The organism is Enterobacter sp. 50588862, from assembly GCF_001462935.1.
GTDB classification, from domain to species: domain Bacteria; phylum Pseudomonadota; class Gammaproteobacteria; order Enterobacterales; family Enterobacteriaceae; genus Enterobacter; species Enterobacter bugandensis.
On record NZ_LNHM01000012.1, the window covers coordinates 99,167 to 122,242 of the forward strand.

At 58.4% G+C, this 23,076-nt stretch carries 17 protein-coding genes; 8 read left to right on the top strand and 9 right to left on the bottom strand.

Translation table 11 applies throughout. The features are described from left to right. Nucleotides 1-5: 5 nt before the first annotated feature. Nucleotides 6-437: a tripartite tricarboxylate transporter TctB family protein gene (locus tag APT89_RS06575; RefSeq protein ID WP_014884622.1), complete on the bottom strand. Its 432-nt coding sequence runs from the start codon at nucleotides 435-437 to the stop codon at nucleotides 6-8. 11 nt (nucleotides 438-448) lie between these two features. Continuing rightward, a complete protein-coding gene (locus tag APT89_RS06580; protein WP_047363034.1) occupies nucleotides 449-1,429 on the bottom strand; it encodes a Bug family tripartite tricarboxylate transporter substrate binding protein in 981 nt (326 codons plus the stop codon). Between the two features lie 137 nt (nucleotides 1,430-1,566). Between APT89_RS06580 and tctD the strand changes: the two genes are divergently transcribed. The 4 genes from tctD to APT89_RS06600 all read left to right on the top strand — a co-directional run bounded on the left by tctD (nucleotide 1,567) and on the right by APT89_RS06600 (nucleotide 5,598). After that, nucleotides 1,567-2,241 (top strand): transcriptional regulator TctD, encoded by a 675-nt coding sequence (gene tctD / locus APT89_RS06585; protein ID WP_028013915.1) that lies wholly within the window; start codon nucleotides 1,567-1,569, stop codon nucleotides 2,239-2,241. Continuing rightward, the gene (locus tag APT89_RS06590; RefSeq protein WP_060571953.1) at nucleotides 2,228-3,637 is read left to right on the top strand and encodes a sensor histidine kinase; all 1,410 of its coding nucleotides are present in this window, start codon (nucleotides 2,228-2,230) and stop codon (nucleotides 3,635-3,637) included. The genes tctD and APT89_RS06590 overlap by 14 nt, the downstream gene beginning before the upstream one ends. A 128-nt stretch (nucleotides 3,638-3,765) precedes the next feature. Beyond that, nucleotides 3,766-4,305, top strand: a complete 540-nt coding sequence (locus tag APT89_RS06595) for a YfaZ family outer membrane protein (protein WP_047367983.1) — start codon at nucleotides 3,766-3,768, stop codon at nucleotides 4,303-4,305. A gap of 93 nt (nucleotides 4,306-4,398) precedes the next feature. Further along, nucleotides 4,399-5,598 carry a nicotinamide mononucleotide deamidase-related protein YfaY gene (locus tag APT89_RS06600; protein WP_045629885.1) on the top strand — a complete coding sequence of 400 codons (1,200 nt, stop codon included), beginning with the start codon at nucleotides 4,399-4,401 and terminating at the stop codon, nucleotides 5,596-5,598. Between the two features lie 33 nt (nucleotides 5,599-5,631). Here APT89_RS06600 and glpC read toward each other — a convergent pair whose 3' ends face one another. Genes glpC through glpA form a run of 3 tightly spaced genes read right to left on the bottom strand, consistent with a single transcriptional unit; the run spans nucleotide 5,632 to nucleotide 9,654 of the window. After that, complete coding sequence (gene glpC, locus APT89_RS06605) at nucleotides 5,632-6,822, bottom strand: anaerobic glycerol-3-phosphate dehydrogenase subunit GlpC (RefSeq protein ID WP_060571954.1); 1,191 nt, start codon at nucleotides 6,820-6,822, stop codon at nucleotides 5,632-5,634. Beyond that, the gene (gene glpB / locus APT89_RS06610) at nucleotides 6,819-8,036 is read right to left on the bottom strand and encodes a glycerol-3-phosphate dehydrogenase subunit GlpB (RefSeq protein WP_060571955.1); all 1,218 of its coding nucleotides are present in this window, start codon (nucleotides 8,034-8,036) and stop codon (nucleotides 6,819-6,821) included. The genes glpC and glpB overlap by 4 nt, the downstream gene beginning before the upstream one ends. After that, complete coding sequence (gene glpA / locus APT89_RS06615; protein ID WP_047363039.1) at nucleotides 8,026-9,654, bottom strand: anaerobic glycerol-3-phosphate dehydrogenase subunit A; 1,629 nt, start codon at nucleotides 9,652-9,654, stop codon at nucleotides 8,026-8,028. The genes glpB and glpA overlap by 11 nt, the downstream gene beginning before the upstream one ends. Nucleotides 9,655-9,904: 250 nt before the next feature. Between glpA and glpT the strand changes: the two genes are divergently transcribed. Further along, nucleotides 9,905-11,257, top strand: a complete 1,353-nt coding sequence (glpT, locus tag APT89_RS06620; RefSeq protein ID WP_045629883.1) for a glycerol-3-phosphate transporter — start codon at nucleotides 9,905-9,907, stop codon at nucleotides 11,255-11,257. Nucleotides 11,258-11,268: 11 nt separating this feature from the next. Beyond that, the gene (glpQ, locus tag APT89_RS06625; RefSeq protein ID WP_041908960.1) at nucleotides 11,269-12,321 is read left to right on the top strand and encodes a glycerophosphodiester phosphodiesterase; all 1,053 of its coding nucleotides are present in this window, start codon (nucleotides 11,269-11,271) and stop codon (nucleotides 12,319-12,321) included. Between the two features lie 23 nt (nucleotides 12,322-12,344). Here the strand turns inward: glpQ and yfaE are convergent, their stop codons facing one another. From yfaE to ubiG, 4 genes are all read right to left on the bottom strand, one after another. Next, nucleotides 12,345-12,599, bottom strand: coding sequence for a class I ribonucleotide reductase maintenance protein YfaE (gene yfaE / locus APT89_RS06630; protein WP_003859419.1), 255 nt, complete (start codon nucleotides 12,597-12,599; stop codon nucleotides 12,345-12,347). Next, nucleotides 12,599-13,729 carry a class Ia ribonucleoside-diphosphate reductase subunit beta gene (gene nrdB, locus APT89_RS06635; protein ID WP_041908962.1) on the bottom strand — a complete coding sequence of 377 codons (1,131 nt, stop codon included), beginning with the start codon at nucleotides 13,727-13,729 and terminating at the stop codon, nucleotides 12,599-12,601. The genes yfaE and nrdB overlap by 1 nt, the downstream gene beginning before the upstream one ends. Nucleotides 13,730-13,778: 49 nt before the next feature. Beyond that, nucleotides 13,779-16,064, bottom strand: a complete 2,286-nt coding sequence (gene nrdA / locus APT89_RS06640; RefSeq protein ID WP_028013905.1) for a class 1a ribonucleoside-diphosphate reductase subunit alpha — start codon at nucleotides 16,062-16,064, stop codon at nucleotides 13,779-13,781. 347 nt (nucleotides 16,065-16,411) lie between these two features. Beyond that, nucleotides 16,412-17,140, bottom strand: a complete 729-nt coding sequence (gene ubiG / locus APT89_RS06645) for a bifunctional 2-polyprenyl-6-hydroxyphenol methylase/3-demethylubiquinol 3-O-methyltransferase UbiG (RefSeq protein ID WP_060571956.1) — start codon at nucleotides 17,138-17,140, stop codon at nucleotides 16,412-16,414. Between the two features lie 146 nt (nucleotides 17,141-17,286). Here ubiG and gyrA point away from each other — a divergent pair, with 146 nt between their 5' ends. Both gyrA and rcsC read left to right on the top strand, forming a co-directional pair. Further along, the gene (gyrA, locus tag APT89_RS06650) at nucleotides 17,287-19,923 is read left to right on the top strand and encodes a DNA topoisomerase (ATP-hydrolyzing) subunit A (protein WP_060571957.1); all 2,637 of its coding nucleotides are present in this window, start codon (nucleotides 17,287-17,289) and stop codon (nucleotides 19,921-19,923) included. A 134-nt stretch (nucleotides 19,924-20,057) separates the two neighbouring features. After that, the gene (gene rcsC, locus APT89_RS06655) at nucleotides 20,058-22,904 is read left to right on the top strand and encodes a two-component system sensor histidine kinase RcsC (RefSeq protein ID WP_048958047.1); all 2,847 of its coding nucleotides are present in this window, start codon (nucleotides 20,058-20,060) and stop codon (nucleotides 22,902-22,904) included. Nucleotides 22,905-23,076: the final 172 nt, after the last annotated feature.

The following is a 23,076-nucleotide window of genomic DNA, read 5'->3' on the forward strand; positions in this document are numbered from 1 at the left end:
CTCCGTTAATTAAGCCAGGCGCCGAGCGGTAACGTCACGTCCAGCAGGCGGTCAAAGGCGTACCACAGTAAAATCCCCATCACCACGCCAGAGATCCCCGCCGCGGGGAGGGTGGCGTTAAACAGCATGCCGATGACCATCGTCAGAATGGCGGTCGCCACCGGGAAGCCGAGCCACTCAAAGCCCCAGGCATACATCAGCAGGACAATCACCATCACCAGCAGACGCTGCAGAATGCGACGCGGCGGCCACTCGACGGTATCCGGGTGGCGAAGCAGCAGCGCCACCGAGCAGAGCAGCATCAGGCCGACGATGCCCATCGGGAAAGGGCGGGGTCCCACGGGTTCATAGCTGTATTCGCTGTGGATCTGCCAGGCGACAAACATCCCACCGACGCAGAGCAGCAGCCATATCCCGGCAAAAATACGATCGCTCATAGCGCCTCCGGTTATTTCGCCAGGCCAAAGGCTTTCGCCTGTTCGCGGTAGTCATTCACCTGTTTTTTGACGTACTCATCCAGTGGCTTACCGGTCAGGTTAAACTCAAACAGTCCGCGCAGATCGCGCTGTTTCTTAAATTCTTCCGTCTGCTGGAGTTTGTTGAACGCGTCGACCCACCACTGGTACTCGGCGTCGGTCACTTTTGGCCCGACGAAGAAGCCGCGGATGATCGGCCAGACCAGGTTATAACCCTGTTCTTTGGCGGTCGGGACGTTCGCCAGCTGGCCCGGCAGACGGTTTTCCGAGAAGACCGCCAGCACGCGGATTTTATCCCCGCTCAGGTACGGCACCATCTCGCTGAGATCGCCGGAAACGGCCTGAACGTGGTTGCCCATCAGCGCCGTGACCGGTTCGCCGCCGCCCTCAAAGGCCACGTAGCGCATCTTGTGCGGGTCAACCTTCGCCTGCTGGGCGAGAAGGGCCGCTTTCATCCAGTCCTGGCTGCCGATAGACGCCCCTGCGCCAATCACCACGCTGTTCGGATCTTTTTCCATAGCGGTCAGCAGATCTTTCAGGGATTTCCACGGGGAATCGGCACGCACGGCAATCATTCCGTAGTCGGTGCCGACGGTCGCCAGCCAGCGCACGTCGTCAACACCGTAGCGGCCAAACTTGCCCTGCGACAGGTTCAGCAGCGAGCCGCCGGAGAAGGCCACCACCGTTCCCGCTTCCGCCGGACGTTGCGCGACAATCGCGTTATAGGCCACCGCGCCCACGCCGCCTGGCATGTAGGTGACGCGCATCGGTTTCTCAATGGCCTTCGTCTCCAGCAGGCTGACCTGAATAAGCTTGCAGGTGAGATCGAAACCGCCGCCCGGTTTGGCCGGGGCGATACATTCGGTACGGGACGGAGCGTCCTGGGCCTGAACGACAGAGGTACTTAACAGCAATACGCTTGCAGCAAGGGTAGAAAGTAATTGTTTTTTCATCGTTTATCCTCACGCCGGGGATACGGGTCTTTTTTTCTGATTATGTGAACCACCTTGTAGCGGTTCCGTTGCGTGATTGTTAAAACAATAACCTTTCATTTCCCTTTCAACGGGACACCAACTTTACAGGATGTGACATGCGTCTCTTACTCGCAGAAGATAATCGTGAGCTGGCTCACTGGCTGGAGAAAGCGCTGGTGCAGGAAGGCTTTGCCGTGGACTGCGTCTCCGACGGACGTGCCGCCGACCATCTGCTGCAGGGTGAAAACTACGCGGTCGCTATTCTGGACATCGGCATGCCCGGTTTTGACGGCCTGGAAGTGGTCCACCGCCTCAGAAAACGGGGGCAAACGCTGCCGGTGCTGTTTCTTACCGCCCGCAGCAACGTGGCGGATCGGGTGAAGGGACTGAACGCCGGGGCAGATGACTATCTGCCAAAACCGTTTGAGCTGGAGGAGCTTGACGCGCGTCTGCGCGCCCTGTTGCGCCGAAGCGAGGGTCGAACGCAGGAGCGTCAGCGCCTTGGGGAGCTGGAGTATGACGACGAGGGCTTTTTCCTGCTGCGCGATGAACCGCTTTCCCTGACGCCGCGGGAGCTCTCCCTGCTGAAAGTGCTGATGCACCGCCGGACCCGTCCGGTTTCACGACAGCAGCTTTTCGACCAGGTATTCAGCCTGAACGACGACGTCAGCCCTGAAAGCATCGATCTCTATATTCACCGGCTGCGTAAGAAGCTGACCGGCAGCGGCGTGCGGATCACCACCCTTCGGGGGCTTGGGTACGTGCTGGAGTGCGGCGATGAGGTGGGTTAAGCCGCAGTCGCTCTATCTGCAGCTGTTGCTTTTCCTGGGTCTACCGCTGCTGCTGCTGTGGGGATTGTCGGCCTTTAACAGCTACGTTAGCGCGCTGCAGGCGGCCACGCAGGCCTACGATCGCACGCTGTTATCCTCTGCCCGCACCATCTCCGAGCGGCTGGAGGTGCGCAACAGCAGGTTGGTGGTCGACGTGCCCTGGGTGGTGCTCGACAGCTTTGAGCTCAACATGAACGACCGGCTCTACTATAAGGTGGTCGACCCCGACGGACGGGTGATCTCCGGCTATGACGATCTGCCGAAGATGCCGCCTGCGACGTCGCGCACCACGCTCTATCCGGCGCTGGCCTGGTTTTACCACACCGAATATCGCGGCCAGGCGATTCGGGTGGCGCGCCTGCTGCAGCCCGTAAATGAAGATAATGTTTTTGGCATGGCGGAGATTTACGTCGCCGAGACGCTCCAGTCCCGCCGCTATCTCGCCAGCCAGTTGCTCTTTTCATCCTGGGTTTCACAGGGGCTGCTGGTGCTGCTGACGCTGGTGCTGACCGCATGGCTGCTGCGCCGCGTGCTGCGCCCAATGCGCCAGCTTTCGTCACTGATGGTGCGGCGCGAGCCGGGCCTGCTCGCACCGCTGCCGGAGCTGCTGCCCTGGTCCGAGACCCGGCTGCTGATAGTCGCCTTTAACCGCTATATCGACCGGCTGCGCGGCGTGCTTTCGCGTCAGGAACGCTTTAACGCGGATGCGTCGCACCAGCTCAAAACGCCGCTGGCGGTGCTTAAAACCCAGGTCTCCGTCGCCCTCGCGCGTCAGGATCCCGCCCTGTGGCAGGAGAGCCTGCGGGCAATGAATGCCACCCTGGACGACACTATCGTGCTCACCGAGCGGCTGCTGCAGCTTTCAGCGGTGAAGGGAAAAGAGCAGGGGGATCGTCATTTTACGCCTGTGGATCTGGTTCAGGTGGTGCAGAACTGCTGCTTTTCCCGGCTGGCGCAGGCGCGGAGCAAGGCGATCGATTTAGGATATGACGGTGTACAGCAGCCGGTCACGATCGAAGGCGATGACGTTCTGCTGGGCGAGCTGTGCGCCAACCTGCTGGAGAACGCGATTAAATATACGCCTGCAGGCGGGACCGTGACCGTATTCCTGCGCGTGGATGGCGGCGCCGTTGAGCTGAGCGTTGAGGACAGCGGCCCCGGCATTGAAGAGGATCAGATCTACCAGGCGATGCAGCCTTTCCACCGTCTGGACAACGTCGGGAACGCCGCCGGTTCCGGGATTGGGCTGGCGCTGGCGGGGGATATCGCCCGGCTGCACCGCAGCCATTTGCAGCTGACTCGCAGCGAAACGCTGGGTGGCCTTTGCGTCAAAATGCGCTTTCTGCTGCTTACGTAAAAAAGCCGGGGGTTTCAAATCGTTACAATCTTCCTGTCCGCCGCACGCAGAGTGCTTGATCCCCCGCAGACTCAGGTTAAAATCTCGCGGTTTTGGGGACTTCTCTATAATTATGCAGGATCGCGACAATGAAAAAAGTGGCATTACTGGGCCTCGGCCTGATGGTTGTATCTGCGGCGGCTAACGCCATTAGCATTAATGGTTCGGCGGGTCAGGACTATACCCACCTCGGTTTTGGCATGGGTACTGAGACCTCCGGTCTGGCAATGACCGGCGGCTGGACGCACAACGATGACGACGGCGACGCGGCAAGCCTCGGCCTCGGTCTGAATATTCCTCTTGGCCCATTCCTGGCCACCGTTGGCGGTAAAGGTATCTACACCAACCCAAATGACGGTGATGAAGGGTACGCAGCGGCAGTGGGCGGCGGCCTGCAGTGGAAAATTGGCGACAGCTTCGGCCTGTTTGGCGAGTACTACTACTCTCCGGATTCCCTCTCCAGCGGCATCGACAGCTATGAAGAAGCCAACGCCGGCGCGCGCTGGACCATCATGCGTCCGATTACCATCGAAGCGGGCTACCGTTATCTGAACCTGGCCGGTAAAGACGGCAACCGCGATAACGCGCTGGCTGACGGCCCGTACGTGGGCGTGAGCGCAGGCTTCTAATCGTTCCGGCGCGGCGTTCCGTCGCGCCAGTTTCTCTCATCTCCACCCCGCGTTTGCGCTATAGTGTTTTGACCAAATAAGCGGGAGAACACAATGATTAACGTGGAGATGTTATCCACCGGCGACGAAGTGCTGCACGGACAGATTATTGATACCAATGCTGCCTGGCTTGCCGATCTTTTCTTTGAGCAAGGATTACCGTTAACGCGCCGCAATACCGTGGGCGACAATCTGGAGTCACTGGTCGCTGTTCTGCGCGAGCGCAGTGAACAGTGCGACGTGCTGATCGTGAACGGCGGGCTCGGCCCCACCAGTGACGATCTCAGCGCGCTGGCCGCCGCGACCGCAAAAGGCGAAGGGCTGGTGCTGCATGAGGCGTGGCTTTCGCAGATGGAGCGCTTTTTCACCGAACGTGGCCGCGTCATGGCCCCCAGCAACCGTAAACAGGCTGAAATTCCCGCCAGCGCCGAGCTGGTTGATAACCCGGTCGGTACCGCATGCGGGTTTGCCATGCAGCTGAACCGCTGCCTGATGTTCTTCACGCCGGGCGTACCCTCTGAATTTAAGGTGATGGTCGAGCAGCAGATCCTGCCGCGCCTTCGCCAGCGTTTTACTCTGCCTGAACCTCCGCTGTGCCTGCGCCTGACCACCTTTGGCCGCTCGGAAAGCGATCTGGCCCAGAGCCTTGACCACCTTCCGCTGCCGCCGGGCGTGTCCATGGGCTATCGCTCCTCTATGCCGATCATTGAACTCAAATTAACAGGACCGGCCACGCAGAAAGAGGCGATGCTGGCCCTGTGGCCTGAGGTGCAGCGCGTGGCGGGCGAAAGCCTTATTTTTGAAGGGACGGAAGGGTTGCCTGAGCAGATTGCAAAACATCTGCAGACTCGCCAGCTCAGCGTGACCTTAAGCGAGCAGTTCACCGGTGGCCTGCTGGCGCTGCAATTGTCGCGCGTCAACGCGCCGCTGCTTGCCAGCGAAGTGGTGCCGTTTCAGCAGGAGACCCTGGCGCAAACCGCCCGCTGGGCTTCCGAAAGAAGGGTGAAGCATTTTGCCGGTCTGGCGCTGTTTGTCGGCGGGCTGGATGAGGATTACCTCAACTTCGCGCTGGCGACGCCGGAAGGCACCTGGGCGCTGCGGGTAAAAATGAGCATCACCCGCCACAGCCTGGCGGTGCGTCAGGAGGTGTGCGCCATGATGGCGCTGAATATGCTGCGCCGCTGGCTCAACGGCAAAGAGGTCGCCAGCGAGCACGGCTGGATTAACGTTGTCGAGTCGCTGTTCGTTGAGTAATGCCTGTGCCGGGGCCTTTCGCCCCGGCAACGTTCAGCCCAGTGCTTTCGCCAGCAGGGTAATCGGATGTTCGCAGCGCTTGCTGGTGGACATCTCAATCTGCCATTTACAGGTTTCGCAGTCCGTCACCACGATATCCGCGCCGCTCTCTTCAATCTGGCGGAACAGCGGGGCACCAATTGCCTGCGAGGTTTCGTAGTTTTCACGCTTAAAGCCGTAGGTGCCTGCGATGCCGCAGCAGCGCGAATCCAGCACCGTCAGCTCCAGCCCCGGAATTAACCGCAGCAGCTCCAGCGTATAGAGCGACCAGCCCATTTTCTCCATATGACACGGGGTGTGATAGACCACCTTCAGCGGCAATGTTCCCAGCGGCAACGTCTGCCCGCTGTCCAGCTTGCGCCAGAGGAAGCGCGTCGCCAGCTCGATGTGCTCGCGCAGTCCGGCGTTATCCACGTCCAGCAGGTGCGGATACTCATCGCGCAGGGTGAAGGTGCAGGTGGACGACGTCGCCAGCACCGGCATGCCTTTATCGACAATCGCTTCGCGCAGGGAGGTGACGTTGCTTTTGGCCTGCCTGCGCGCTTTATCGGTAAACCCGCTGGCAATCAGCGGCACGCCGCAGCACTTCTCTTTGCTAAGCAGCTGTACGCCTGTTCCCATGGCGTTCAGCACCTTCAGCAGGTCTTTTCCCAGCTGCGGGTGGTTGTAGTTCACATAGCAGCCGTGGAAAAAGGCTACCCGATCGTCGTACTGCGCCTGCTGCTCCGCGACGGTTTTATACCAGCGACGGAAGGTGCCGTGAGAATATTTTGGCAGGCTGCGGTGATGGTCTATTTTAAGCGTGGCATCCAGCAGCTGACGCACCGGCTTGAGTGAGGTTGCGGCATTTACCAGCGGGGCAAACGGCGTGGAGACGCTGCCCATCAGATCGGTATGGCTCAGGATCGCATCGCGCAGTGTCGGCTTTTGCGTGCTGTAGCGCGCCCGGGCGCGCTGGATGATGTCGCCGATTTTTACGTCCGACGGGCAGGCGACCTCGCAGCGCTTGCAGTTGATGCAGTATTTCAGCGCCTCGTCGTACAGCCTGCCGTCCTTCAGGCGCAGGCGCTCGCCGTCCGGTCCGGCCTGCTTTGGCCCAGGGTAGCGCGGGTTTACGCCGCTGACCGGGCAGACGGTGGTACAGACCGTGCATTTAATGCAGCTTTCGAAACGGGTATCGTTCATTGTTCAGCCTCCACGCGCTGAATAATCTGCTCGGCTACATACAGCGCCGTGACGGCGCAAACCCCGCCGCCGCATCCCTGGGGGATCGGATCGTATCCGCCCAGCAGTGAGCCGATGGCAAAAAGATTACCGACGGGCATACCGGAAAGCTGCGGATGTAGCCGGTTATCGACAATTACGCCAAACTGCTGCCAGGGCTGCGGCGTGAAGAAATCACACTGATACCAGTCCGCGCGGGAAGCGGTTTGCCGCACATCCAGCCCCATAATCGCTTCCCGGATGCCCTCCCGGCTGCTCAGCAGCCCGTTGCTGAAGAAGCTCCCGCTCGCCAGCACCGTATAGCGGGCGCGAAGCGGAATATCCTCGTGGTTGCGCGTCCAGATTTCGCTCACCGCGCCATCGGTCAGGGTGATTTTTTTCACCTCGTCACCCGCCATCCATACGCCGCCCTGCGCAACAAACTGGCGCTGAAGCTGGGTGTGCAGACGAATGCCGGGTACGGAAGGGGGAAGCGTCGGCAGCAAACCGAGCGTGCAGGGCAGACGATCCGAGAGCCAGCGCCAGAGCCGGTTGTCGTTTAAACCAAAGCAGGCGGGCATTATCAGGGCATCGCAGGTTTTACCGAGCGGCCTGAGCGCCTCATACAGCAGCGGCCATTTCTCCTCGTTATCCAGAAAACGGGCGATATTCACCGCGCGAAACTCGCTCGGGTTATCGCGCAGGATATCCAGCTCGGGCAGCTCTATTTCTGCCGTGTCGGCGTTGATGCCCTGGCGACAGAGCGAGGCCGCCGCGAGATGGGGTTGAAAATCCAGAAAGCCGCTAATACCCACCACCCGCACTCGTCCCGCGCTGACGGGGGCCACGGGGACTTCCTCCGGGCTGAGCCACGCGGAGCGCAGGGTGCCGAGCGGCGTGATGCGCTGGTGATTTTGCCTGGCGCTTCCCTTCAGACGCGCGCCGCAGCCCGCCAGCAGCGCTTCGGCTTCCAGCGCAAAGCGGTCAATATGCTGCGCGCCAACCAGGTGATAGGGGTGCTCCGGCGGCAGCCTGTCGCGGTACGCTTCGTCCACCAGATCCAGCGATCCCGACGAGAAGTGCAGGGCGCTCTGGCCGCGGGTGATAATGGCGCAGCGCAGCCCCTGCTTCGTGAGTTTGATGCCGCAGAGCAAGCCTGCCAGCCCGCCGCCGACGATTACGGTATCAAATTTCATCGTGTTGCTCCTTCTCCAGGCCGCAAAGCCCCTGATAGACCCAGCGGGTAAATTCGCTTTCGCGCAGGGCATCACCCCAGGCGACAGGCTGAATGCCTTTCCAGCGCTCGTTCAAAAACGCGCTGAGCTGATCGAGCGACTGGGTGGCGGTGGTGGTATGAAAACGCTGCAGCAGCCCGGCGGCACGACAGGCGCACAGTTCGCCCTGACAGGTCCCCATTCCGACGCGGGTGCGGCGGCGGAGATCCAACAGGCTGTTGACTGTCAGGTTCTCTACCGCGTACTGCACTTCGCCTGCGGTAACGGCTTCGCACTCGCACACCAGGCTGCGGCTCAGTCGTCCTTCACCGAGCCACTGCGGCGTTCTGTCGCCGTGGCGGTAGATGGCCGAACCGCGCAGCGGCGCGGGCAGGGAGATGATTTTTTGCAGCGTTTTTTCGGTAGACTGGCGCGATCCCGGCAGCGGCTGTTCTGCGGTAACGCACAGTTCGGTATTTCCGAGCTTGCGGCAGACGGCATCGGTCGCCCACTCGGCCATCAGCCGGTAGGTCATCAGCTTGCCGCCGGTAATGGTGATAAACCCGTCCATGCCGTCGCGCTCGGCGTGATCGAGCAGCACGATGCCCCGGCTGACGTTACGTCCGCTCGGATCGTTATCGCTGGCGACAAGGGGACGCACGCCCGCGTAGGCGCGCAGGATACGCGTCTGCGCCATCACCGGCGCCAGCTTTTCCCCTTCGCGCAGCAGAATATCCACTTCTTCGGCGGTGACCCGGTTGACGTCAATGTCGCTGTAGTCAACGTGCGTTGACGTCGTACCGATGAGCGAAATGGTGTCGCCCGGCACCAGAATGTCGGCGTCAGACGGTTTGCGGCAGCGGTTGATGACGTGGTTATTGATGCGGTGGTCAAGGATAAGCAGCGAACCTTTTGCCGGGAACATGCGGATGGATAAGTCGGCGTATTCCGCGATGCGCTGGCCCCAGATCCCCGCCGCGTTGACCACTACGGCGGCGTGCAGCTCGCTGTGCTCGTTGTACTGCGTATCAAACACCCGCACGCCGCAGATGCGATGACCCTCGCGGATAAGCCCGGTCACTTCATGTCCGGTCAGAATGCGCGCGCCATGCTCGCGGGCGTCCAGCATGTTGGCGGCGGTCAGGCGGAACGGATCGACGGTGCCGTCAGGCACCTTCACCGCGCCGATCAGCGTCGGGTTCACCGACGGCTCCAGCCGCCGGGCCAGCGCCGGATCCATAGCCTCAGCCTGAATGCCCGCTGCAGTACAGGCGGTTATGAAGGTTGACTGAAAGGCGAGGTCATCTTCGGGAAGGGTAATAAAGAGACCGTCGGTCGGCTCTATGCAGTGTCGGGCGATACGCTTGAGGATCTGGTTTTCAGCGATACATTCGCGCGCGGATTCACCGTCGGTGACCGCATACCGCGCGCCGCTGTGCAGCAGGCCGTGGTTACGCCCCGTCGCGCCGGTGGCGATATCGTGGCGCTCCAGAAGCGTGACGCTTAAGCCGCGAAGGGCGCAGTCGCGTGCGATGCCGGCGCCGGTTGCGCCACCGCCAATGATAATCACATCGCTGTAGCGTGGATCGTGAATTGTCATTGCCTTTCCTCTATGTTCGTTTTTTAGCATTTAGCCACATAGATCGTGTGGTTTGTTTGATTTCGAACATAAACGCGCGAAATTCGAAACTGAAACGTGATTTCATGCGCTTTTTTGCGCATTCTGTCATATTTCTGTAACAATCTGTGCGTTGATTCACAGTAACAAACCGCATGTTTTTTTAACATCCCCGCCTCTGTAACCGGGCGCGAGATGCCTGGTCATTTTTTGAAAGGCCACGGAGGCTGTTATGCTCAGTATCTTCAAACCTGCGCCGCATCGGGCGCGACTGCCAGAGGCAGAGATCGATCCTCTCTACCGCCGTCTGCGTTGGCAAATCTTCCTCGGGATCTTCTTCGGGTATGCGGCGTACTATCTTGTACGTAAAAACTTTGCGCTCGCCATGCCGTATCTGGTGGAGCAGGGCTTCTCTCGCGGCGACCTGGGCTTCGCGCTGTCGGGGATCTCCATCGCCTACGGTTTTTCTAAATTCATCATGGGTTCCGTTTCGGACCGCTCGAATCCGCGCGTGTTCCTGCCCGCCGGTCTGATCCTCGCGGCAGCGGTCATGCTGTTCATGGGCTTTGTGCCGTGGGCGACGTCCAGCATTGCCATCATGTTCGTGCTGCTGTTCCTCTGCGGCTGGTTCCAGGGGATGGGGTGGCCGCCGTGCGGACGTACCATGGTGCACTGGTGGTCGCAGAAGGAGCGTGGCGGCATTGTGTCAGTGTGGAACTGCGCGCATAACGTCGGGGGCGGGCTTCCACCTCTGCTGTTCCTGCTGGGGATGGCCTGGTTCAACGACTGGCACGCGGCGCTCTACATGCCTGCCTTTGGTGCTATTCTGGTGGCGATTATTGCCTTCGCCCTGATGCGCGACACGCCGCAGTCCTGCGGGCTGCCGCCAATCGAAGAGTACAAAAACGACTATCCGGATGACTACAGCAAAGAGCACGAAGAAGAGCTGACCGCAAAACAGATCTTCATGAAGTACGTGCTGCCCAACAAGCTGCTGTGGTACATCGCGGTCGCCAACGTGTTCGTTTACCTGCTGCGCTACGGCATCCTCGACTGGTCGCCAACCTACCTGAAAGAGGTGAAGCACTTCGCGCTGGATAAATCCTCCTGGGCCTATTTCCTGTATGAATATGCCGGGATCCCGGGCACGCTGCTTTGCGGCTGGATGTCGGACAAAGTGTTTAAAGGCAACCGCGGCGCAACGGGCGTGTTCTTTATGACCCTGGTGACCATCGCGACTGTCGTTTACTGGCTTAACCCGCCGGGTAACCCATCAGTAGACATGGCTTGTATGATCGTTATCGGCTTCCTGATTTACGGCCCGGTGATGCTGATCGGTCTGCACGCGCTTGAGCTGGCGCCGAAAAAAGCGGCGGGCACGGCGGCAGGCTTTACCGGTCTGTTTGGCTACCTCGGCGGTTCCGTCGCGGCGAGCGCTATCGTGGGCTACACCGTTGACTTCTTCGGCTGGGACGGCGGCTTTATGGTGATGATCGGCGGCAGCGTGCTGGCGGTTCTGCTGCTGGTTGTTGTGATGATCGGCGAGAAACGTCACCACGCGGAAGTGCTGGCGCGTCGTCAATAAGGAGCATTGCGATGAAATTAACTCCATTAACCACCGGCCTGCTGCTGGCAGGCCTGATGACTGGCTCTGCCCTGGCGGCGGATAAAATCGTTATCGCCCACCGCGGTGCCAGCGGCTATCTGCCGGAGCATACGCTGCCGGCGAAAGCGATGGCCTATGCCCAGGGCGCGGATTACCTGGAGCAGGATCTGGTGATGACGAAGGACGACCAGCTGGTCGTCCTGCACGACCACTATCTTGACCGCGTCACGGACGTGGCGGAGCGTTTCCCGGACCGCGCGCGCAAAGACGGTCGTTACTACGCCATCGACTTTACCCTGGATGAAATCCGCTCTCTGAAGTTTACCGAAGGCTTTGAGATTGAAAACGGCAAGAAGGTGCAGGTCTACCCGGGACGCTTCCCGATGGGCAAATCTGACTTCCGGATCCATACCTTCCAGGAAGAGATTGAGTTTGTTCAGGGGCTGAACCACTCGACCGGTAAAAATATCGGTATCTACCCGGAAATCAAAGCGCCGTGGTTCCACCATCAGGAAGGGAAGGACATTGCCGCGAAGACGCTGGAGGTGCTGAAACAGTACGGCTACACCAGCAAGAAGGACAAAGTTTACCTGCAGTGTTTTGACGCCGCCGAGCTGAAGCGCATCAAAACCGAGCTGGAGCCGAAGATGGGGATGGATCTCAATCTGGTGCAGCTGATTGCCTACACCGACTGGAATGAAACCCAGGAGAAACAGCCGGACGGGAAGTGGGTGAACTACAGCTACGACTGGATGTTCAAGCCGGGCGCGATGAAGCAGATTGCGCAGTACGCTGACGGCATCGGGCCGGATTATCACATGCTGGTGGCGGAAGGCTCAACGCCTGGCCACGTGAAGCTGACGGCGATGGTGAAAGAGGCGCACGCCAGCAAGATGCAGGTGCATCCGTACACGGTGCGTGCCGACCAGCTGCCGCCATATGCCACCGATGTGAATCAGCTTTACGAGGTGTTGTATAAGCAGGCGGACGTGGACGGGCTGTTTACGGATTTCCCGGATAAAGCGGTGACGTTCTTAAAATAGAAGAAGGGCCGTAAGGCCCTTTTTTACATCTCGATCTCAATATCGCCTTTTGCCCGGCAGCAGCAGGGCAAAATTTCCCCTTCACTGATAAAGGCCAGCGGTTCGGTCAGCCAGTCCACCTGGCCTGCGACCAGACGGCAGCGGCAGGAACCGCAATAGCCTTCACGACACTGGTACTCTACCTCCACCTGATGCGCTTCAAGCGCCACCAGCAGGGAAGGATGCTCTTCCTGGCACAGCACTTCGGTGCCAGAAAGGCTCAGCGTTACGCGGCTCATCAGAGCTGGAAGTCGCTCAGGTCGTCGGTGTTGACTTCAGAATCAATCTGACCGACCAGATAAGAGCTCACTTCCACTTCCTGCGGCGCAACCTGCACGTTATCGGATACCAGCCAGGTGTTGATCCACGGAATCGGGTTAGAGCGCGTCTGGAACGGCAGGTCCAGACCAACCGCCTGCATGCGGATGTTGGTGATGTACTCGACGTACTGGCACAGAATATCTTTGTTCAGGCCAATCATGGAGCCGTCGCGGAACAGGTAGTCAGCCCACTCTTTCTCCTGCTGAGCCGCCAGCACGAACAGGTCGTAGCACTCCTGCTTGCACTCTTCGGCGATTTCCGCCATCTCCGGGTCGTCCGTACCGCTGCGCAGCAGGTTCAGCATGTGCTGGGTGCCGGTCAGGTGCAGGGCTTCGTCACGAGCGATCAGACGGATGATTTTGGCGTTGCCTTCCATCAGCTTGCGCTCGGCAAAGGCGAAGGAGCAGGCGAAGCTCACGTAGAAGCGGATCGCTTCCAGGGCGTTAACGCTCATCAGGCAGAGGTACAGCTGCTTTTTCAGCGCGCGCAGGTTCACGGTAACGGTTTTGCCGTTCACGCTGTGGGTGCCTTCGCCCAGCAGATGCCAGTAGCTGGTCATCTCGATCAGCTCGTCGTAGTAGTGCGCAATGCCTTCCGCGCGCTTCTGGATCTGCTCGTTAGTGACGATATCGTCAAACACCACCGCCGGATCGTTCACGATGTTGCGGATGATGTGGGTGTAAGAGCGGGAGTGGATCGTCTCAGAGAACGCCCAGGTTTCCACCCAGGTTTCCAGCTCAGGAATCGAGATCAGCGGCAACAGCGCCACGTTCGGGCTACGGCCCTGAATGGAGTCCAGCAGCGTCTGGTACTTCAGATTGCTGATGAAAATATGCTTTTCGTGATCCGGCAGCGACTGGTAATCAATACGGTCGCGGGAAACGTCCACTTCTTCCGGACGCCAGAAGAAGGAGAGTTGCTTTTCAATCAGCTTTTCGAAGATGTCATATTTTTGCTGATCGTAGCGTGCCACGTTGACCGGCTGGCCGAAGAACATTGGCTCTTTGAGCTGGTCGTTTTTCGTCTGTGAAAAGGTGGTATATGCCATGAGTGTGTCCTGTCTTACGAAATAAAGGCGGGGATATCCCCGCCCTTCATTAGATCTTACATGCGCCGCTTTCGCAGCCATCGTCCTGAATTGACGGTACCAGGTCGTCCTGCGCGTCTTCTGCACCGTCACGGGTGTTGTGATAGTACAGCGTTTTCACGCCAAATTTGTAGGCGGTCAGCAGGTCTTTCAACAGCTGCTGCATCGGTACCTTGCCGGACGGGAAGCGCGTCGGGTCGTAGTTAGTATTGGCAGAGATCGACTGGTCGATAAACTTCTGCATGATACCCACCAGCTGCAGGTAACCGTCGTTGTTTGGCATCTCCCACAGCAGCTCGTAGTTGTTGCCCAGCGTTTCGTAATCCGGCACCACCTGACGCAGCACGCCGTCTTTCGACGCTTTAATGCTGACGTGGCCGCGCGGTGGCTCAATACCGTTGGTGGCGTTGGAGATCTGCGAAGAGGTCTCGGACGGCATCAGGGCAGAGAGCGTGGAGTTACGCAGGCCGTGCGTTTTGATGGACTCGCGCAGGCCTTCCCAGTCCAGGTGCAGCGGCTCGCTGACGATCGCATCCAGGTCTTTCTTATAGGTGTCGATCGGCAGAATGCCTTTTGCATAGGTGGTTTCGTTGAACCACGGGCACGCGCCTTGCTCTTTCGCCAGCTCGTTAGAGGCTTTCATCAGGTAGTACTGAATCGCTTCGAACGTCTGGTGCGTCAGGTTGTTAGCGCTGCCGTCGGAGTAACGCTTGCCGTTTTTCGCCAGCCAGTAGGCGAAGTTGATCACGCCGATACCCAGGGTACGACGGCCCATTGCGCCGCGTTTAGCGGCCGGGATTGGGTAATCCTGGTAGTCCAGCAGGGCATCCAGCGCACGTACCGCCAGCACGGCCAGCTCTTCCAGCTCGTCCAGGCTCTTAATCGCACCCAGGTTGAACGCGGACAGCGTACACAGGGCGATTTCGCCGTTTTCGTCGTTCACGTCTTCCAGCGGTTTGGTCGGCAGGGCGATCTCCAGGCACAGGTTAGACTGGCGCACTGGCGCAACCGCCGGATCAAACGGGCTGTGGGTGTTGCAGTGGTCAACGTTCTGGATGTAGATACGGCCGGTAGAGGCGCGCTCCTGCATCATCAGGGAGAACAGGTCTACCGCCTTCAGGCGCTGTTTACGGATGCTGTCGTCTTTTTCATATTTGGTGTACAGACGCTCGAACTCGTCCTGATCGGCGAAGAACGCGTCGTACAGGCCCGGGACGTCGGACGGGCTGAACAGGGTGATGTCTTCCCCTTTCAGCAGACGGGTGTACATCAGCTTGTTGATCTGCACGCCGTAGTCCATGTGACGCACGCGGTTGCCTTCCACGCCGCGGTTGTTTTTCAGTACCAGCAGGCTTTCCACTTCCAGGTGCCACATTGGGTAGAACAGGGTCGCTGCGCCGCCGCGCACGCCGCCCTGAGAGCAGGATTTTACCGCCGTCTGGAAGTGCTTGTAGAACGGGATACAGCCGGTGTGGAACGCTTCACCGCCGCGAATCGGGCTGCCCAGCGCGCGGATGCGACCGGCGTTGATGCCGATACCGGCACGCTGGGAGACGTATTTCACGATGGCGCTGGAGGTGGCGTTGATGGAATCCAGGCTGTCACCACACTCGATCAGTACGCAGGAGCTGAACTGACGGGTAGGGGTGCGCACGCCAGACATGATCGGCGTTGGCAGAGAAATTTTGAACGTCGATACCGCATCGTAGAAACGCTTCACGTAGTCCAGACGGGTGTCGCGCGGGTAGTTTGAGAACAGGCAGGCGGCCACCAGAATATAGAGGAACTGGGCGCTTTCGTAGATCTCACCGGTCACACGGTTCTGAACCAGGTATTTGCCTTCGAGCTGCTTCACCGCCGCGTAGGAGAAGTTCATGTCGCGCCAGTGATCGATAAACCCGTTCATCTGCTCGAACTCTTCTTCCGTATAGTCTTCCAGCAGATGCGTGTCGTATTTGCCCAGCTCAACCATTTTCACCACGTGATCGTAAAGCTTTGGCGGCTCGAACTGACCGTAGGCTTTCTTACGCAGGTGGAAAATCGCCAGACGCGCAGCGAGGTACTGATAATCCGGTGCGTCGCGGGAGATCAGATCCGCCGCTGCTTTGATAATGGTTTCGTGGATATCAGACGTTTTGATGCCGTCGTAGAACTGAATGTGAGAACGCAGTTCAACCTGGGATATAGATACGTTATTCAGTCCTTCTGCTGCCCAGTCGAGAACTCGATGGATTTTGTCCAGATTGATACGCTCGGTAGTACCGTCGCGCTTTGTCACCAGCAGACTCTGATTCATGTGGGTTTTACCTGTCCGTGAAATAAAAAATATCCCCCGCTTATCCACAGATCCGTCTTGTGACTAACTCTGTGGATAAATACTACATATAGGGGGTTTGCGATAAGAAAAACGCTATATGGTGAGTATTCTAGTATCGAATCTTTTCAGCACAAGGGTTGATTTTGAGGTTAAATTGAGGTTGTGAAAGGGTAAAAAAGCGTAAGTCCTCGTACCGTAAGGCCTGGAAGAGATGTCAATAATTTAGAAAAAAAATTCAAAATTTGATCGAGTGCTGATTTCTTCAACGGGAGGTCAGAATTGCGCAACATGATGTCGCGCAATCATTATAAGAATAACGGATGACGTTAGTCGTTTTTGGCGGTTGTATGCAACATATAGTTAACATCCACGCCCGGGGCAAGTTTGAATTTATCCGTTAGCGGGTTGTAGTGCAGGCCCGTGATGTGCTGCTCCTTAAGCCACGTCTGGTCAACCCAGCCCAGCAGTTCGGCAGGCTTGATAAACTTCTTCACGTCGTGCGTCCCTTTCGGCACCATGCGCAGCACATATTCTGCGCCGACCACGGCCATCAGCCAGGCTTTACCGTTGCGGTTAATTGTCGAGAAGAAGACCTGGCCGCCCGGCTTCACCAGTTTTGCACAGGCGTTTACCACGGACTGCGGATCCGGAACGTGCTCCAGCATCTCCATGCAGGTCACCACATCGTACTGGTGGGCATGTTTTGCCGCGTGCTCTTCCACGGTTTCCTGGACATATTCAACCTGTACGCCGGACTCCAGCGCGTGGAGACGCGCAACCTGTAGAGGTTCGAAGCCCATGTCCAGACCGGTGACGTTCGCCCCTTCGCGCGCCATGCTCTCCGCCAGGATGCCGCCGCCGCAGCCGACGTCGAGCACTTTCTTACCGAACAGACCGCCGGAACGCTCCGCGATATAGCCCAGACGCAGCGGGTTAATGCGATGCAGAGGTTTGAACTCACCTTCGAGATCCCACCAGCGGGACGCCACCGCTTCAAATTTGGCAATCTCTTCGTGGTCAACGTTGTGTGCCACCGGGGATTTTTCGGCATTCATGGGCGCTTTTACTCCTTATTTAGCAAGACAAATGAGTATATCAGGCAATCCCTGTGAATAAAGCGTATAGGTTTACCTGTATCACCGCGGCTGTGTTATAATTTGCGACCTTTGAATCCGGGATACAGTAGAGGGATAGCGGTTAGATGAGCGACCTTGCGAGAGAAATTACACCGGTTAACATCGAGGAAGAGCTGAAAAGCTCCTATCTGGACTATGCGATGTCGGTCATTGTTGGCCGTGCGCTGCCGGACGTCCGCGATGGCCTGAAGCCGGTACACCGTCGCGTACTATACGCCATGAACGTATTGGGCAATGACTGGAATAAAGCCTACAAAAAATCTGCCCGTGTCGTTGGTGACGTAATCGGTAAATACCATCCCCATGGTGATTCCGCGGTGTACGACACCATTGTCCGTATGGCGCAGCCGTTCTCGCTGCGTTACATGCTGGTAGATGGTCAGGGTAACTTTGGTTCTATCGACGGCGACTCCGCCGCGGCAATGCGTTATACGGAAATCCGTCTGGCGAAGATTGCCCATGAGCTGATGGCCGACCTGGAAAAAGAGACGGTTGATTTCGTTGATAACTACGACGGCACGGAAAAAATTCCTGACGTTATGCCAACGAAGATCCCTAACCTGCTGGTGAACGGTTCGTCCGGTATCGCCGTGGGTATGGCGACCAACATTCCACCGCACAACATCACGGAAGTGATCAACGGCTGCCTGGCCTATATCGACGATGAAGACATCAGCATTGAAGGGCTGATGGAACACATCCCGGGCCCGGACTTCCCGACGGCGGCGATCATCAACGGTCGTCGCGGCATTGAAGAAGCGTACCGCACCGGTCGCGGCAAGATTTACATCCGTGCCCGCGCCGAAGTGGAAGCGGACGCCAAAACCGGCCGTGAAACTATCATTGTTCACGAGATCCCGTATCAGGTGAACAAAGCGCGTCTGATTGAAAAAATCGCCGAGCTGGTAAAAGAGAAACGCGTTGAAGGCATCAGCGCGCTGCGTGACGAGTCTGACAAAGACGGTATGCGCATCGTGATTGAAATCAAGCGTGACGCGGTGGGTGAGGTTGTGCTGAACAACCTGTACTCCCAGACTCAGCTTCAGGTCTCCTTCGGTATCAACATGGTTGCGCTGCACCATGGTCAGCCGAAGATCATGAACCTGAAAGAGATCCTGAGCGCGTTCGTGCGTCACCGCCGCGAAGTGGTGACCCGTCGTACCATCTTCGAACTGCGCAAAGCGCGCGATCGTGCTCATATCCTTGAAGCACTGGCGGTTGCGCTGGCGAACATCGACCCGATCATCGAGCTGATCCGTCGTGCGCCGACGCCGGCAGAAGCGAAAGCGTCGCTGGTTGCGCGTCCGTGGGATCTGGGCAACGTGGCGGCGATGCTGGAACGTGCCGGCGACGACGCCGCGCGTCCTGAGTGGCTCGAGCCTGAATTCGGCGTGCGTGACGGTCAGTACTACCTGACTGAACAGCAGGCCCAGGCGATTCTGGATCTGCGCCTGCAGAAGCTGACCGGCCTTGAGCATGAAAAACTGCTCGACGAGTACAAAGAGCTGCTGGAGCAAATTGCTGAGTTGCTGCACATCCTGGGTAGCGCAGAGCGCCTGATGGAAGTGATCCGCGAAGAGCTGGAGCTGGTCCGCGATCAGTTCGGCGACGAGCGTCGTACCGAAATCACGGCCAACAGCTCTGATATCAACATTGAAGATCTGATCAACCGCGAAGACGTGGTAGTGACTCTGTCTCACCAGGGCTACGTGAAGTATCAGCCGTTGACCGACTACGAAGCACAGCGTCGTGGCGGTAAAGGTAAATCTGCGGCACGTATTAAAGAAGAAGACTTCATTGACCGTCTGCTGGTGGCTAACACCCACGACACGATCCTCTGCTTCTCCAGCCGTGGCCGTCTGTACTGGATGAAGGTCTATCAGCTGCCGGAAGCGAGCCGTGGCGCGCGCGGTCGTCCAATCGTCAACCTGCTGCCGCTGGAAGCGAACGAACGTATCACCGCCATCCTGCCGGTACGCGAGTACGAAGAGGGCGTGAACGTCTTTATGGCGACCGCCAGCGGTACCGTGAAGAAAACCGCGCTGACCGAGTTCAGCCGTCCGCGTTCTGCCGGTATTATCGCGGTAAACCTGAACGAAGGCGACGAGCTGATCGGTGTGGATCTGACCTCTGGTTCTGATGAAGTGATGCTGTTCTCTGCGGCCGGTAAAGTGGTGCGCTTCAAAGAGAACGCCGTGCGCGCAATGGGTCGTACGGCGACCGGCGTGCGCGGTATTAAGCTGGCGGGTGAAGACTCCGTTGTTTCCCTGATCGTTCCACGTGGCGAAGGCGCAATCCTGACCGTCACCCAGAACGGCTACGGTAAACGTACGGCGGAAAACGAATACCCGACCAAGTCACGCGGCACGCAGGGCGTTATCTCCATCAAGGTTACCGAGCGCAACGGTTCCGTTGTGGGCGCGGTGCAGGTGGACGATGCCGACCAGATCATGATGATCACCGATGCCGGTACGCTGGTGCGTACGCGCGTATCCGAGATCAGCGTGGTGGGCCGTAACACCCAGGGCGTTATCCTCATCCGTACGGCGGAAGATGAAAACGTGGTCGGTCTGCAGCGCGTTGCTGAGCCGGTGGACGACGAAGAGCTCGATTCCATCGACGGCAGCGTCGCGGAAGGTGATGATGAAATCGCACCGGAAGCAGAGAGCGACGACGACGCAGCGGATGACGCTGACGAGTAATCTCTTCTGACGCATAAAGGGCCGGATTCCGGCCCTTTTCTTTTGCAGATGCAGATACGTGAACGTTGCGACAAGCCGCGTTTACCGCTACCTTAACCACATTCTTTTGACCCCGACGGCGGAGCCTCGCCCCTTTGAAATACCTCGTCTCCTTTCGTACCACGCTGAAAGTTTCTCGCTATCTGTTCCGGGCGCTGGCGCTCCTGCTTTGGCTGCTGGTGGCCTTGCTGTCGGTGTTTTACATCGTCAATGCGCTGAACCAGAAAGAAGCGGAGATCCGCCAGGAGTTTAATTTAAGCTCCGATCAGGCCCAGCGCTACATTCAGCGAACGTCTGACGTGATGAAGGAGCTGAAGTATATTGCCGAAAATCGGCTGACGGCAGAAAACGGTATCCTTGCCCTGCGCGGGCGCAATGACAAAACCGAAGTACCGGACTTCCAGCCGCTGTTCCCGGACTCTGATTGCTCCACCATGAGCAGCACCTGGCGCGGGTCGCTGGAATCCCTCGCCTGGTTTATGCGCTACTGGCGCGACAACTTCTCCGCCGCTTACGACCTTAACCGCGTATTCCTGATTGGCAGTGAAAACCTCTGCATGGCTGACTTTGGCCTGCGCGATGTGCCCGTCGAGCGTGATGATGCGCTGAAAAGCCTGCACGAGCGTATTGTGAAATATCGCAATGCGCCGCAGGACGAGCGCGGGAACAACATCTTCTGGATTAGCCAGGGACCGCGCATGGGCGTGGGCTATTTCTACGCGCTGACGCCGGTCTACCTGGGCAATCGTCTGCAGGCGCTGCTGGGGATTGAACAGACCATCCGCATGGAAAACTTCTTCACGCCGGGCAGCCTGCCGATGGGCGTGACCATTCTGGATGAAAACGGGCATCAGCTGATCTCACTCGCCGGGCCGGATAAAAGTTTGAACGTCGATCCGCACTGGATGCAGGAACGCTCATGGTTTGGCTACACCTCCGGCTTCCGCGAGCTGGTGCTGAAAAAAAGCCTGCCGCCATCGTCGTTGAGCATTGTTTACTCGCTGCCGGTGGATATGGTTCTTGAGAGGATACGCATTCTTATTATGAATGCGATCCTGCTGAACCTGCTGGTGGGTGGGGCGCTGTTTACGCTGGCGCGGATGTATGAGCGGAGAATCTTTATTCCCGCCGAAAGTGACGCCCAGCGTCTGGAGGAGCACGAGCAGTTCAACCGCAAGATTGTCGCTTCGGCTCCGGTGGGGATCTGCATTCTTCGTACCCTGGACGGGACCAACATCCTGAGTAACGAGCTGGCGCACAACTACCTGAACATGCTGACGCACGAGGACCGGCAAAGGCTGACGCAAATCATCTGCGGCCAGCAGGTGAACTTTGTCGACGTGCTCACCAGCACCCACACTAACCTGCAGATCAGCTTTGTTCATTCCCGCTATCGCAATGAAAACGTAGCGATTTGCGTGCTGGTGGATGTCTCCGCGCGCGTGAAGATGGAAGAGTCGCTGCAGGAGATGGCGCAGGCCGCGGAGCAGGCCAGCCAGTCGAAATCCATGTTCCTGGCTACCGTCAGTCACGAGCTGCGTACGCCGCTGTACGGGATTATCGGTAACCTCGATCTGCTGCAGACGAAGGAATTGCCAAAAGGCGTCGACCGGCTGGTAACGGCGATGAACAACTCCTCCAGCCTGCTGCTGAAGATCATCAGCGATATTCTCGACTTCTCTAAAATTGAGTCTGAGCAGCTGAAAATCGAGCCGCGCGAGTTTTCGCCGCGTGAGGTCATGAACCACATCAGCGCCAACTATCTGCCGCTGGTGGTGCGTAAACAGCTGGGGCTCTACTGCTTCATTGAACCGGACGTGCCGCTGACGCTGCACGGCGACCCGATGCGCCTGCAGCAGGTCATCTCTAACCTGCTCAGCAATGCCATCAAATTCACCGATATCGGCTGCATTGTGCTACACGTCTGCCGGGCGGGAGATTACCTCAGCATCCGCGTGCGCGACACGGGGGTGGGCATACCGGCCAAGGAGGTGGTACGTCTGTTCGATCCGTTCTTCCAGGTCGGCACCGGCGTGCAGCGTAACTTCCAGGGCACCGGTCTGGGGCTGGCGATTTGCGAGAAGCTCGTCAGCATGATGGACGGCGACATTTCCGTGGATACCGAGCCCGGCATGGGCAGCCAGTTCACCATCCGGATACCGCTCTATTCCGCGCAGTATCCGGCAAAAGCCACGGTTGACGGGCTGAACGATAAGCGCTGCTGGCTGGCGGTCAATAATGCCTCGCTGAATGACTATCTGACGGCGCTGCTCGCCCATAGCGGCGTGAGGGTCTGCCGCTATGAAGGCCAGACGCCGGACGTGGACGATGTGCTCATCGCCGACGAGATGCCGGAACAGCCGTGGCAGGGGAGAGGAACGGTGCTCTTCTGCCGTCGCCACATTGGCATACCGGTTGAACGTGCGCCGGGGGAATGGGTGCACAGCGTCGCAACGCCGCATGAGCTGTTGAGCCTGCTGGCCCGTATCTATAAAGTCGAGCTGGAAGAGAACGACGGTGCAGTCGCGCTGCCGTCACCGGAAGGTCTGGCGTCAGTGAATGACGATATGATGATTCTGGTGGTGGATGACCATCCGATTAACCGCCGCCTGCTGGCTGACCAGCTCGGATCGCTGGGCTACCAGTGCAAAACCGCCAATGACGGCGTGGATGCGCTGAATGTGCTGAGTAAAAATCATATTGATATCGTGCTGAGCGACGTCAACATGCCTAACATGGACGGCTACCGGCTGACGCAGCGCATCCGACAGCTTGGCCTGACGCTGCCTGTCGTGGGCGTGACGGCGAACGCGCTGGCGGAAGAGAAACAGCGCTGTCTGGAGTCGGGCATGGACAGCTGCCTGTCGAAACCGGTGACGCTGGACGTGCTCAAACAAACGCTGTCTGTTTATGCGGATCGCGTGAGAAAAACCAGAATATAAAAAAGGCCCGTAAGGGCCTTTTACTTTTCACCCTCTCCCTGTGGGTGTACAGTCCGGGGACATGGTAGACAGGTGTTCGGGGACATGGTGAACACTTTTTAACATCCTTTACCCATGGTGATCGACTTTTTCTTCAGGTCGATCACCCCCACTTTCGTGCTGTACCACCACA

Coding starts and splice junctions, on each gene's coding strand:
- APT89_RS06575 (WP_014884622.1), bottom strand. CDS start 437: ATGAGCGATCGTATTTTTGCCGGGATATGGCTGCTGCTCTGCGTCGGT.
- APT89_RS06580 (WP_047363034.1), bottom strand. CDS start 1,429: ATGAAAAAACAATTACTTTCTACCCTTGCTGCAAGCGTATTGCTGTTA.
- tctD (WP_028013915.1), top strand. CDS start 1,567: ATGCGTCTCTTACTCGCAGAAGATAATCGTGAGCTGGCTCACTGGCTG.
- APT89_RS06590 (WP_060571953.1), top strand. CDS start 2,228: ATGAGGTGGGTTAAGCCGCAGTCGCTCTATCTGCAGCTGTTGCTTTTC.
- APT89_RS06595 (WP_047367983.1), top strand. CDS start 3,766: ATGAAAAAAGTGGCATTACTGGGCCTCGGCCTGATGGTTGTATCTGCG.
- APT89_RS06600 (WP_045629885.1), top strand. CDS start 4,399: ATGATTAACGTGGAGATGTTATCCACCGGCGACGAAGTGCTGCACGGA.
- glpC (WP_060571954.1), bottom strand. CDS start 6,822: ATGAACGATACCCGTTTCGAAAGCTGCATTAAATGCACGGTCTGTACC.
- glpB (WP_060571955.1), bottom strand. CDS start 8,036: ATGAAATTTGATACCGTAATCGTCGGCGGCGGGCTGGCAGGCTTGCTC.
- glpA (WP_047363039.1), bottom strand. CDS start 9,654: ATGACAATTCACGATCCACGCTACAGCGATGTGATTATCATTGGCGGT.
- glpT (WP_045629883.1), top strand. CDS start 9,905: ATGCTCAGTATCTTCAAACCTGCGCCGCATCGGGCGCGACTGCCAGAG.
- glpQ (WP_041908960.1), top strand. CDS start 11,269: ATGAAATTAACTCCATTAACCACCGGCCTGCTGCTGGCAGGCCTGATG.
- yfaE (WP_003859419.1), bottom strand. CDS start 12,599: ATGAGCCGCGTAACGCTGAGCCTTTCTGGCACCGAAGTGCTGTGCCAG.
- nrdB (WP_041908962.1), bottom strand. CDS start 13,729: ATGGCATATACCACCTTTTCACAGACGAAAAACGACCAGCTCAAAGAG.
- nrdA (WP_028013905.1), bottom strand. CDS start 16,064: ATGAATCAGAGTCTGCTGGTGACAAAGCGCGACGGTACTACCGAGCGT.
- ubiG (WP_060571956.1), bottom strand. CDS start 17,140: ATGAATGCCGAAAAATCCCCGGTGGCACACAACGTTGACCACGAAGAG.
- gyrA (WP_060571957.1), top strand. CDS start 17,287: ATGAGCGACCTTGCGAGAGAAATTACACCGGTTAACATCGAGGAAGAG.